This is a genomic window from Serratia sp. HNCC26DJ206 (assembly GCF_057180605.1).
The window spans coordinates 21,392-33,605 of record NZ_JBXUGP010000007.1; the positions used below are offsets into that span (position 1 = coordinate 21,392).

At 52.8% G+C, this 12,214-nt stretch carries 12 protein-coding genes; 5 read left to right on the forward strand and 7 right to left on the reverse strand.

Features of this window, described 5'->3' with window-relative positions; genetic code table 11:
- Positions 1-42 precede the first annotated feature (42 nt).
- Positions 43-1,107, reverse strand: a complete 1,065-nt coding sequence (gene recA / locus AC2A1E_RS06190; RefSeq protein WP_459401403.1) for a recombinase RecA — start codon at positions 1,105-1,107, stop codon at positions 43-45.
- Between the two features lie 111 nt (positions 1,108-1,218).
- The gene (pncC, locus tag AC2A1E_RS06195) at positions 1,219-1,707 is read right to left on the reverse strand and encodes a nicotinamide-nucleotide amidase (RefSeq protein WP_484383032.1); all 489 of its coding nucleotides are present in this window, start codon (positions 1,705-1,707) and stop codon (positions 1,219-1,221) included.
- A 220-nt stretch (positions 1,708-1,927) separates the two neighbouring features.
- Between pncC and AC2A1E_RS06200 the strand changes: the two genes are divergently transcribed.
- Positions 1,928-3,304, forward strand: a complete 1,377-nt coding sequence (locus tag AC2A1E_RS06200; protein WP_484383033.1) for an MFS transporter — start codon at positions 1,928-1,930, stop codon at positions 3,302-3,304.
- Positions 3,305-3,356: 52 nt separating this feature from the next.
- On the opposite strand, the gene mltB is transcribed toward AC2A1E_RS06200, so the two are convergent.
- Positions 3,357-4,436, reverse strand: a complete 1,080-nt coding sequence (mltB, locus tag AC2A1E_RS06205) for a lytic murein transglycosylase B (protein WP_484383034.1) — start codon at positions 4,434-4,436, stop codon at positions 3,357-3,359.
- 272 nt (positions 4,437-4,708) lie between these two features.
- Between mltB and AC2A1E_RS06210 the strand changes: the two genes are divergently transcribed.
- Positions 4,709-5,446: a carbonic anhydrase gene (locus tag AC2A1E_RS06210; RefSeq protein ID WP_484383035.1), complete on the forward strand. Its 738-nt coding sequence runs from the start codon at positions 4,709-4,711 to the stop codon at positions 5,444-5,446.
- A 77-nt stretch (positions 5,447-5,523) separates the two neighbouring features.
- On the opposite strand, the gene AC2A1E_RS06215 is transcribed toward AC2A1E_RS06210, so the two are convergent.
- Genes AC2A1E_RS06215 through AC2A1E_RS06225 form a run of 3 tightly spaced genes read right to left on the reverse strand, consistent with a single transcriptional unit; the run spans position 5,524 to position 8,459 of the window.
- Complete coding sequence (locus AC2A1E_RS06215) at positions 5,524-6,867, reverse strand: sigma 54-interacting transcriptional regulator (RefSeq protein WP_484383036.1); 1,344 nt, start codon at positions 6,865-6,867, stop codon at positions 5,524-5,526.
- Entirely contained in the window at positions 6,854-8,290 is a 1,437-nt protein-coding gene (gene zraS / locus AC2A1E_RS06220) for a two-component system sensor histidine kinase ZraS (protein ID WP_484383037.1), read from the reverse strand. The genes AC2A1E_RS06215 and zraS overlap by 14 nt, the downstream gene beginning before the upstream one ends.
- A complete protein-coding gene (locus tag AC2A1E_RS06225; RefSeq protein WP_484383038.1) occupies positions 8,277-8,459 on the reverse strand; it encodes a hypothetical protein in 183 nt (60 codons plus the stop codon). Before AC2A1E_RS06225 ends, zraS begins: the two co-directional genes overlap by 14 nt.
- Positions 8,460-8,628: 169 nt before the next feature.
- Between AC2A1E_RS06225 and AC2A1E_RS06230 the strand changes: the two genes are divergently transcribed.
- The 3 genes from AC2A1E_RS06230 to AC2A1E_RS06240 all read left to right on the forward strand — a co-directional run bounded on the left by AC2A1E_RS06230 (position 8,629) and on the right by AC2A1E_RS06240 (position 11,521).
- The gene (locus AC2A1E_RS06230) at positions 8,629-9,072 is read left to right on the forward strand and encodes a periplasmic heavy metal sensor (RefSeq protein WP_484383039.1); all 444 of its coding nucleotides are present in this window, start codon (positions 8,629-8,631) and stop codon (positions 9,070-9,072) included.
- A 378-nt stretch (positions 9,073-9,450) separates the two neighbouring features.
- Entirely contained in the window at positions 9,451-9,918 is a 468-nt protein-coding gene (locus AC2A1E_RS06235; protein ID WP_459401394.1) for an outer membrane lipoprotein, read from the forward strand.
- 151 nt (positions 9,919-10,069) lie between these two features.
- Entirely contained in the window at positions 10,070-11,521 is a 1,452-nt protein-coding gene (locus tag AC2A1E_RS06240) for an alpha/beta hydrolase (protein WP_484383040.1), read from the forward strand.
- 53 nt (positions 11,522-11,574) lie between these two features.
- On the opposite strand, the gene AC2A1E_RS06245 is transcribed toward AC2A1E_RS06240, so the two are convergent.
- Positions 11,575-11,838 carry a hypothetical protein gene (locus tag AC2A1E_RS06245; RefSeq protein WP_484383041.1) on the reverse strand — a complete coding sequence of 88 codons (264 nt, stop codon included), beginning with the start codon at positions 11,836-11,838 and terminating at the stop codon, positions 11,575-11,577.
- Positions 11,839-12,214 lie beyond the last annotated feature (376 nt).

Sequence of the window (12,214 nt, forward strand, 5' to 3'; positions counted from 1 at the left end):
AACAGGCGCACCACCAAGGGTGCACCTGCTTACCGGCAAAGATTAAAACTCTTCGCTGGTTTCTGCTTCATTATCATCCAAGTTTTCAGCAACAGCAGCAACCGGTTCGCCATTGCTGTGCAACAACAGATCACGCAGTTTTTTATCCAACTCAGCGGCAATAGCTGGGTTCTCTTTCAAGAAGTTACAGGCATTTGATTTCCCCTGACCGATCTTCTCACCGTTGTAGCTGTACCATGCGCCAGCCTTCTCGATCATCTTGTGCTTCACGCCCAGATCGACCAATTCACCACGGCTGTTGATGCCTTCGCCATACAGGATTTGGAACTCGGCCTGTTTGAACGGTGCTGCAATCTTGTTCTTCACCACTTTTACGCGGGTTTCGCTGCCGATCACTTCGTCACCTTCTTTGATCGCACCAATACGGCGGATGTCCAGGCGGACAGAAGCGTAGAACTTCAGCGCGTTACCCCCGGTGGTGGTTTCCGGGTTACCGAACATCACCCCAATTTTCATACGGATCTGGTTGATGAAGATCAGCAGCGTGTTGGCATTTTTCAGGTTACCGGCCAGCTTACGCATCGCCTGGCTCATCATACGCGCCGCGAGGCCCATGTGTGAGTCACCGATTTCACCTTCAATCTCTGCCTTTGGCGTTAAAGCCGCAACGGAGTCAACGATGATCACGTCAACCGCGCCGGAGCGGGTCAAGGCATCACAGATCTCCAACGCCTGCTCACCGGTATCGGGCTGAGAACACAGCAGGTTGTCGATATCAACACCCAGTTTCTTGGCATAGATAGGATCCAGCGCATGCTCGGCATCAATAAACGCACAGGTTTTGCCTTCACGCTGAGCGGAGGCGATAACCTGCAGGGTCAGAGTGGTTTTACCTGAAGATTCCGGGCCATAAATCTCGACAATACGGCCCATTGGCAGGCCGCCCGCCCCCAGTGCGATATCCAGTGACAGTGAGCCAGTGGAGATCGTTTCTACGTCCATTGAACGGTCTTCACCCAGACGCATGATGGAGCCTTTGCCGAATTGTTTCTCAATCTGGCCTAGTGCCGCAGCTAACGCCTTTTGCTTGTTCTCATCAATAGCCATGTTTGCTCCTCGTTATGCAATGCCGGTGTTACCCCACACTGCCACTGAATGTATGTTGTGCAGGAAATGTCGCTAATTATACTGTATGGTCATACAGTATCAAGACTAATTTTACAAAAATTCATCGAGCGCCGTTTGCAGCGCAAAAATCGTTGCTTGCAGGCGCACGGCATCACGATCGCCTGCAAATTGCATTTTACGCGCCAGCACGCGGCCAGAACGTTCGGCAAAACCAAACCAGACGGTACCCACAGGTTTTTCAGCGCTGCCGCCATCAGGGCCAGCAATGCCGCTTACCGACAGCGCCAGATCGGCCCTGGCGGCATGCAGTGCTCCCTGCGCCATTTCGCGCACCACCGCCTCGCTCACCGCGCCGTGCGTCATCAAGGTGGCTTCAGACACCCCTAACAATTCATGCTTTGCCGCGTTGCTATAGGTGACAAAACCACGATCAAAATAGGCCGAGCTGCCCGCAATATCGGTAATGGCTTTGGCAATTCCCCCACCGGTACAAGACTCTGCACAGGTGATCCACTGGCCGCTGGCCTGCATTTTTTGCCCAACGGAAATACTGAGCTTGCGCAGTGTACTCTCACTCATGGCCTCTCCTTAGTGAATCAAGCTATATGCGCCCGATAGTAGCATTTATCAAGCATATCTGGCGGAGCCATGACAGAAATGCGCAGCGTTTCGCAGGTTGATGCGGTGTTAAGCCATACCTCAAACTGCTAGTATCAGAGACGACGCGCAGCTTGCTGCGTTGCTTGGTTATGGGGATACCGCACATCGGCTTATTAGCCATAAGAAACAGGAAGGCAGAGTGAGAAAAACGTTAGGCGTATTCTTTCCGCTTTACACCACAACGTTGCTGATGTTGCTGGGGTCAGGGTTACTCACCACTTACATCTCTTTGCGTTTGACCTCCATTAACGTGACTGGTGCACTGATCGGGGCCATTATCGCCGCCAATTATATTGGCCTGGTGATCGGCGGCAAAGTGGGGCACTTTCTGATTGCCCGCGTCGGGCACATCCGCGCTTACGTCTCTTGTGCCGGTATTATTACCGCCGCGGTGCTGGGCCATGGCCTGACGGAATATATCCCGGTATGGGTCGTGCTGCGGCTGATTATCGGCCTGTGTGTGATGTGTCAATACATGGTGTTGGAAAGCTGGCTGAACGATCAGTCTGAATCCAATCAGCGCGGCAGAGTATTTGGTTTTTATATGGCGGCGTCATATCTTGGTATGTCGCTGGGGCAGATCGTGCTGATGCTGCAAACCGATCTGGGGATTACCACGCTGCTGCTGATCGCCCTCTGTTTTGCCCTCTGCCTGGTCCCGATCGCCCTGACCACCCGCACCAATGCCCGCCATATGTCACCGGCGCCCATGGAGCTGCGCTATTTTATCGGTGCCATTCCTAAAGTGCTGGCCAGCACTTTGGTGATCGGCATGGTGGTGGGGTCCTTCTATGGATTAGCACCGGTTTACGCCAGCCAGCAATCCTTGACGACGCAACAAACCGGCCTGTTTATGGCGATCGCTATTTTTGCCGGGCTGGTGGCACAGTTCCCGCTGAGTTGGCTGTCCGATCGTTACAATCGCACTCTGCTGATGCAGATTAATGCGATCTTGCTAATTATCGCCTCTCTGCCATTGGCGCTATTACCGCATATTGATTTCCCAATCCTGCTGGGGGTGGGCTTTGTCGTCAGCATGCTGCAATTCACGCTGTATCCGCTGGCGGTGGCGCTGGCTAATAACTTGATTGAGCCAGAGCGCCGCGTCTCGCTGGCCGCCTGCTTGTTGATGTCATTCGGCGTGGGGGCCAGTATCGGCCCGCTGGCCGTTGGGGCGCTGATCCAACCGCTAGGTGGCAATATTCTGTACGCGTTCTTTGCCCTTTGCGGAGTATTGCTTGTAGCCTGTAGCAGGACGGTGAAAGAAGACAAATCGCAGTTTGTACCGGATGCGCCACTGCCCCATATCGCCATACCGGATAGCCTGACCAGTTCCCCACTCTCCCCGGCCTTGAATCCAACGTTTGATGAGCAAATCATTCAGGACACCATGCCAGCACCGGAAGCGGCACCCGATCAGTTCGAAGAGATTGTAGAAATAGAGGTATTACTCCATCCGCAAGGTGCCGATCCTGAAGAAGATACCGGGCTGAAAAAGGCCTACACCATGCTGTAAACCACCAGAGATTGCGCCATTGCACGCTCAATCTCTGGTGGACTTGCCAGTATTATTGCCCGCGCCGCGCCCTGCCGACCGCTTCACCCAATTGCCAAACCGCCATGGCATAGTGAACGCTGTGGTTGTAGCGGGTGATGGTGTAGAAATTCGGTAACCCGTACCAGTATTGATAACGCTTGCCCATATCCAGGCGCAGCAGGCTGGCTTGCTGATAGCCTGCCAATGAGCCCTGTGGCGTTAAACCGGCAGCAGCCAAAGTGGTGATGGCATAGTTGGTTTTGAAGCCTGTTTCCAGGCCTGGTGCCTGACCGTTGGCAGGAATTGCCACTGTGGCTCCTCGGGTCCAGCCATGGGCTTTGAAATAGTTGGCAACGCTGCCGATGGCATCCACCGGATCCCACAGGTTGACGTGGCCGTCACCATTAAAGTCAACCGCATAGCCCTTGAATGATGAAGGCATAAACTGGCCATACCCCATGGCACCCGCGTAGGATCCGCGCAGTGACAGCGGATCGTCCCCTTCCGCGCGCGCCATCAGCAGAAAGGTTTCCAGTTCACCGGTAAAGAACTCAGCACGGCGCGGGTACTCAAACGACAGCGTAGCCAAGGCGTCGATGATGCGTGTTTTACCCATCACCCGGCCCCAACGGGTTTCCACCCCGATGATGCCAACGATAATCTCCGGCGGCACGCCATAAACCTGCCAGGCACGCTGTAGCGCTTCGTCATACTTATTCCAGAACGCCACACCGTTTTGCACATTATCGGGGGTCAGGAACTTGCTGCGATAGCGGATCCAAGCCCCATTTGGGGTCGATGAAGGTCGGCCAGCCGGTGCCTGTTTATCCATCAAGCGCACCACCCAATCCAGCCGTTGCGCCTGCGCCAGCACATCATGCAGTTGCTGACGTTCAAAACCATGCTCCTGCACCATTTTATCGATAAAGCGTGCCGTCGCCGGGTTGTCGGCAAAATCCCCGCTCAGTGGATGAATAGCGTGTTCCGGCTCAAGTTGAAAACCGCTCTGAACCATGTTGTTGGCCTGAGGGGCTTGCTCTTGGGGTGCAGGCTCACTGCTACAAGCAGCAAGCAAAGGGATCAGTGGTAACAGGGTGACCAAATGACGCATCGGATATCCATATAGCCGGGCAGTAAAGAGTGGTTGCTATGTTAAGGCATTGTCTGACGCGAACAAACAGGAATATGGCACATATTCACCGCCTGGCGGTGGCAAAATACTCCGACGAAAAGCGAGGGGGCATATACACTTATAATACTTACGTCTCTACAGGTGATATCGGTTCAACCCTAAAACGCTAGGTTGCCGTCTTTACCCGATTGTATTGGTGTAAATCCATAATCGCAGTGTTGTACTACCGAATAACACAGAGGAATAACGTTATGAGTAAGCTTCCTGCCAAAGAGCCCGCACGTAGAACTCTATTAAAACGTACCGCCGCCCTCTCCGTTCTTGCTATGACCGGTGTTGCCGGTTTTACCGCACCTTCCGTTGCTTTTGCTGCCGCGATGACCAAAGAACAACGCGATAAAATGACGCCGGATGACATTATCGAAAGCTTTAAACATGGCAACATGAGATTCCGCGAAGGGAAGATGCAGCAGCATGACTATGTAGCACAGAAACAGGCTAGCCAAGGCGGGCAATTTCCAGCTGCCGTTATTTTAAGCTGCATCGACTCGCGTGCCCCGGCGGAGATCCTGCTGGATGTCGGAATTGGTGAAACGTTCAACGCCCGCGTCGCAGGTAACATCCAGAACGACGATATTCTGGGCAGTATGGAGTTCGCCTGCGCCGTTGCCGGTGCCAAAGTGGTGCTGGTCATGGGGCATACTGCCTGCGGTGCGGTGCGGGGAGCCATTGATAATGCAGAACTGGGTAATCTGACCGGCTTGCTGAACAAGATCAAACCGGCGATCGACAAAACCGTCTACGAAGGTGAACGCTCCGGCAAAAATTATGACTTTGTCGATGCGGTAGCGAAAACTAACGTTATGATGACGATCGAAGATATCCGTAAAAACAGCCCGGTACTGAAAAAACTGGAAGAAGAAGGGAAAATAAAAATCGTCGGCAGCATGTACCACTTGGCTGGCGGTAAAGTGGAATTTCTCTCATAACAACATAATTTTTAGATAAAAAGCGCAGCGGCTGATATCAATCACACCGCTGCGCTTTACTTTAAAGCCCCCGCATTTTATTTCTGCAACTTGGCCAATAACGTCTTGCGGGTAATGCCCAACTGTTTGGCAGCTTCCGTTTTATTGCCCGCCGTTTTTTCCAACGCGGCGAGGATCGCATTTTTCTCTACCTGCTCCAGCGGCTGAATCGGTTGCTCCAAACTGCTTTCCTGCTCGTCATCAGCAAGTAAACTCACGCTCAATGGCAGTTCCTTTTCACTGATAAAATCGCCGGTCAGCAGGATCACTCCGCGCTCAACGGTATTTTCCAGTTCGCGCACGTTACCAGGCCAGTGGTATTTCAGCAGCATATCCATGGCCTGTGGAGTAAATCCTTTAACTGATTTGCGGTTACGTTCGGCAAACTTTGCCAGAAAGTGCATCGCTAACAGCGGGATATCTTCGCGGCGTTGTCGTAGCGGCGGGCTGTCTACCGTCACCACGTTTAAGCGATAATAGAGATCCTGACGGAATCTGCCCGCTTCCACCTCGGCCATCAGATCGCGGTTGGTGGCGGCGATCAGCCGCACATCAACAGACAGCGTCTGGTTGCTGCCAACCCGCTGGATTTCCCGCTCCTGAATCGCCCGCAGTAATTTCGCCTGCATTAACGGTGAAACTTCACCAATCTCATCCAGAAACAGCGTGCCTTGATTCGCCTCCATAAAACGCCCTTCGCGGCGTTTATCCGCGCCGGTAAAAGCCCCTTTCTCATGGCCGAACAGTTCGGACTCCAGCAATGATTCACTCAACGCCGCGCAGTTGATACTCACCAACGGCCGATCCTTGCGCTGGCTGTTGGCGTGTACCGCGCGGGCGATCAGTTCTTTGCCGGTGCCTGATTCACCGCAGATCAGCACCGTCGCTTCCGAAGGCGCGATCATGGCGATCATCTCCATCAGGTGGCGCATGGGCACGCTGCGGCCAATCATGTTGCCATGATCGCTAATCAACTGCTGTTTGAGGGTTTTATTCTCGGATTTCAGGGCAGTATGTTCCAGCGCCCGCTCGAGAGTAAGCTGCAATATGTCGAAATCCAACGGTTTGGTCAGGTAATCATAGGCACCCGCTTTTATCGCCTCAACCGCCGATTCAACGTTAGAGTAAGCGGTCATAATCAGGATCGGGATCGCCGGATTGTAGGTTTTGATCGCCTTAAGCGCCTCAATGCCATCCATTTCCGCCATGCGGACATCGCTCAGAATCAGGTCAAACGGCGTGCCCTTGGCCTGCTCCACCGCCTCCAGGCCGTTATGCGCCAGCGTCACCCGATATCCCCACCCTTTCATCAAGGCTTGAATGATGGTGCAGTGGCTCAGATCGTCATCCACCACCAGAATATGTGCGTTAGGCGTCGCCATGATCAGGAGCCTCCGGTTTTTTATGTCGCAATGGAATCGTTATCGCAAAACGGCTACCGGATGGCGAATGACTGGTCACAGTGATACTACCTTGATGCTCCTCGATCACTTTCTGCACGATGGTCAGCCCCAGGCCGGTGCCCGCTGCCTTGGTGGTGAAATACGGGTTGAAAATTTTCGCCAAATCGTCCGGCTTGATGCCTTTACCGGAGTCCGTAACGGTAATGCGCAACCCCTCTTCCCCCACCAGCACCACAGCCACTTCCAACGAACCCTCAGCCCCAATCGCCTGAATGGCATTCAGATAAAGATTCAGCAACGCCTGAGTGAGGCGATCAGGGTCGATTTCAGCCAGCGGTAAGGCATTATTGCGGCTATAGCGGATAGTAATATTCTTGTTCACCGCATCCTGGCGGATCAGGTGCAATGAGTGCTCGATCACCTCATTGATATCCACCTGCTGTAGGCGTAAATCCACAGGGCGCACCAAGGCCAGCAATTCGCTAATCACGCGATTCAGGCGCTCGACTTCTTTCGCCATCACTTTGGCCAGTTCCTGCTCTTCACTGCCTTGCGGCGAGCGGTCTGCAAAATATTTGGCAAACCCTTTGATCGAAGAGAGCGGATTGCGAATCTCATGCGCCAGGCCCGCCGCCAGATCACCAATGGCCGCCAGTTTTTCTTTCCGACGGACTTCGTCTTGCAGTTGGCGGCTGGAACGCTGATAGCGTCGTGCCCAGAACAATGCCAGCAGGCTGGTCAACACCAGCAACAACAGGGTGAACAGCAGGATGGAGGTGTTACGGATATCTTTCGCCTGAGCGGCATCGAGCGCCAAGGTATCGAAGGCGACAAAAATGAGGGTTTGCTCATCATTCTGGCTATCGGCAGGCTCCGTTTCTGTAGCCCGATACATGTTCATCATATGGCCACCGTGGCCGTTACCGCGTTTCAATGGTTTGAAGAAACGATAAGCTTCAAAGGCATTCTGGCGGTTCTGCTGCCGATCAACAAAAGAAGTCATATGCCACTGTTCTGCCCCCGTCGCCTGCAAGGCCTCCATCTGTTGCTGGTTATGCAACAGGCTGCCAACCCGTTGCGGATCGCTGTGAGCCAGGATCCTGCCTGAACGATCGGTAATCGCGATATACAGCACCCCCGGTTGGTAGGCCATCTCTTCCAGCAGGGTCTGGCGCTGATCCTGACGCCAGCGCATGCCCATACCGGTACGCGCACCGGACTCAAACGCACGGATAAGCACCGCGCTTTTTTCACGTAGCGTCTGGATCTCAATCTCCCGCCCGCTCTGCAAGTCCTTGACGGCCAGCGTGATAATGATACCGAGCAGCACGACCACCGGGCAGATAACCATCCAGGCCAGTAACGCCGAAGATATGCCTGATTTTTTTTTAATTTTCGTCACTCTTGGCACCTTCTTCAATCTGGCTTGCGCTAGCGTACGGGTAATTATTACTCACACTATCAGTCAAACGAGTAAAAATAACCCACTTTTTACCAGGGTATTGGCAAACACATCGCCATTTTCTACCTGCTTTATTTTTTATTCTTGCCAAGACGTTAAGCGTATTCACAGCCTGGACTCCTTGCTTGGCGCTCTTTAGCGGATTGAGCACCCATCAATAACGATCGTTGATCCATACAATTCCCATGCCAACCCGATCCTGGCACGCCGGTTGCAATGACATGGTGGAACATCTGGCGATATTCCATTTATTGATATCAAGCATAAGGACGTAAATCATGAAACTGAACAAAGTCACCCTTGCCGCCATCCTCTCCCTTGCCACACTGACAGGGTTTAGCCATTTGGCCGTGGCACAAAATGGTATGAATGGACCGAACTCCCAACGGGGTATGGGCTATCACCAGGGCTATATGGCCAGCCTGACACCGGAGCAGCAGGCAACGAGCCAGAAGGCTTTTGATGCATTCCAGCTTAAAACGGCCGATTTACGCCAACAGATGATGTCCAAGCAATATGAGTACCAAGCGCTGTTAACCAGTAAGCCGCTTGATGAGCAAAAGGTTCTGGCCGTCAGCAAAGAAATTACCGCATTACGCGATAATCTCCACCAACAGCGTGTGGAGTTGGATACTCAGTTGGCAAAAGCCGGAGTCCCCGCTATGGGGCGCCGCATGGGAATGGGTGGAGCAGGAATGTATGGCGGCCGTGGGTGCCGTTAAATTTCGGCCCGCGGGTTATCAGCCTGATCCAATGGCTGAAATAACGGCTAAGGCTCACTTTCCCGTCTTTTAGAGGCAAAACGGAGAGAACGCTCAACAATTCTGGGGTTCTCTCCTTACTCACTACTCGTCCAGATAGCTTTGATGCGCATATTTCTCCTTCATCACGATGAAAATCTATCCAGAGACACAATAAATCACAACCCATTGATTTAAATTAAAAATTTAGAATCATTCCATATTTGCGATACTCAAGCCTGCACCTCCAGCATAATTTTTTTCACCGCTACCTGAATAAAATCAAGTTCCTGCCATACTTCAAACTACGAGACTACTGGTTTCGTCACTTCTTACTCACGAGACATTTTTGGGGTTTATATGACTAAAACAATCATTGCCATTGCTGTTGTGGTCGCAGCCCTTAGTGGTTGTGCCGCTAATAATACCTCTTCCGGCGATACCTTTACGGCCGCGCAGGCCAGGCAGGTTCAGACCGTCACCTACGGAACCTTGGTGTCAGTGCGCCCGGTAACCATTCAGGGCGGCGATGGCAATAATGTCGCGGGTGCCGTTGGCGGGGCCGTGGTGGGTGGCTTATTGGGTAATACCGTTGGCGGTGGCCGTGGACGGAATCTGGCAACCGGGGCCGGTGCCGTTGGTGGCGCCGTGGTAGGCCAGAACGTACAGAGCGCAATGAATCGCAGCAACGGGGTAGAGCTTGAAGTCCGCCGCGACGATGGCACGAACATTATTGTGGTGCAGGCACAGGGAAGCAGCCAGTTCCACCCTGGACAACGCGTTGCCATTGCCACCAATGGCCGCACCGTCACCGTATCACCGCGCTAAGAGTGGTTTAAAACGTTATCCTCTTGTTTAGGCCGTTCACGGCAGAATGGCTTATCAAAAGGGATACTGTGTACAAAAAATTAATGCACTTTTCGGGATGATAGCGAGTTTTCCGGCTCAGTTATTACAATAAGAAACGGAGTTAAGATATATGCTTATCAAATGGGTTAAACGTCTTGTATTGATGGTGCTGCTTTTAGTCGTCGGTGCACTGATTGGGCGTATTTATTACACTCAGCAAGGCCCGGCACTACAGCTTTGGCACACTTTTGTGCCGCATGAAATGCGTGCCGATGCGATCGATAAAGCCAGTTGGGCTGACTATCTGAAAGCGGAAGAGGCTATTTTCAATGAAGTCCGGTTGAATGTTACCGATAAGCTGGACAGCAGCGTACAGACACCGTTGAACCGTTATTATTCCGGAAGCCCTATCTATCCCGAAAAATTCCCCACCGATTGGAATCGCTCATACGTGATGATGCCGGAAGGCAAGCCAAAAGGTGCCGTGGTGTTGTTACACGGCTTAACCGATACCCCTTACAGCCTGAGACATATTGCGGATAATTATCGTCAGGAAGGTTATGTCGCCGTCGGTATTCGCTTACCTGCACACGGAACCGTTCCGGGGGCTTTGACCAACGTAGACTGGCAGGATTGGTTGGCCGCAACCCGCCTGGCGGTGCGTGAAGCCAAAAACCTGGCTGGTAACGATGTACCGCTGCATATCATTGGCTTTTCCAACGGTGGCGCATTGGCGATGAAATACACGCTGGATGCGTTAGATGATGCCACCTTGGCAAAACCTCAGCGCGTGGTGCTGATTTCACCGATGATCGGCGTGACCAGCTTTGCCCGCTTTGCTGGCGTTGCCGGTTGGCCAGCCATCTTCCCGGCGTTTGCCAAAGCGGCTTGGCTGGGCATCGTGCCTGAGTTCAACCCGTTTAAATACAATTCATTCCCAGTGAATGCGGCGCGTCAGTCTTTCCAATTAACCCAGGAATTGCAAAAACAGATCGCCCGCGATTCGCGTAACAACAAGATGGGGGAATTGCCACCGATTCTGACCTTCCAATCGGTTATGGATTCTACGGTCAGTACCCGTGCGGTGATTACGGCGCTGTATAACCATCTGCCCGCCAATGGCAGTGAAGTAGTACTGTTCGATTTAAACCAGGCGGTCAGTTTCGGGCCATTGCTCAGAACCTCGTCCTACACCGCACTGCCACGGCTGCTGCCGCCACCGCCACGTAATTACAAGGCAACGGTAGTGACCAACGTTTCACCAGAAAGTACCGATACGCTGGCACGCACCACCGCCGCCGGGCAAAGTGCAGACACCACCGAAATGCTGGGTATCACGTATTTGCCGGATATTTTCTCGCTGTCACACGTTGCTCTGCCGTTCCCGCTCAACGACTCACTGTATGGTCGCTATCCTGAGCCGCGTAACCAGTATGGCATCAGCCTGGGGACCTTCGCCGCACGCGGCGAACGAGCGGTGCTGGTGGTCGGATTGGATTCGTTAATGCGCATCTCCTCGAACCCGTTCTTCCCGTATATGCTCAAGCGTATTGATGACAACATCGGGCCACAGCCGAAATAAACAACGCCCCTGATGGCTGGTGCATGAATAACACCAGCCATCGTTATTGGTTGCTACTGTTTTACCTGATACCGCACGGGATGACTCAATTTCTCTACCACGCGCTCTTCAATGGCACGCTTTAGCCAGTCACTAAGCTGAGACTTATGAAGGAATGTGCTCGCCAATAACTCATCCAGTGTGATCGGGTTCGCCGCCAATCGGTGAAGTTCGCCGACAAATACCTGGTAGAAGTCGACGGGTGCTCCCACGTCATCCATGCCAGAGCACTCCGATTTACTCTCCATCACCGTTTGCGATGCACCTGATTCTTTCATCGCTTCCGGCTCCCGCAGCGCAGAATCAAACAAGGTTGATGAAGTCTCTAAAGAGAACAAATCAGCCTGCTCGGCTTTCTCTCGATAGGATGCAGGGTTATCTGCCAGCAACAGGTCAGAGACGTTAACAGCCTGGATATTAGTTTTTTCTCTTCTTTCAATCCTTGCAACCTCACTCAGCCCATTACAAGCGCAGTTTGCGAGACGCTTCCAGTTTTTACCTGTGACAGCTTATTGATCGCTGGGCTAGTATAGCGATAGCAAAAGGTATCGATACCCGTAACACCACAAGTAACACGCAGGTTCGGTTCTTACCGAGTTCGGTTTTGTTGCTGTCCGCTGGCGTCGTCATTTTGATGCCCTTGGCTCACAAAGG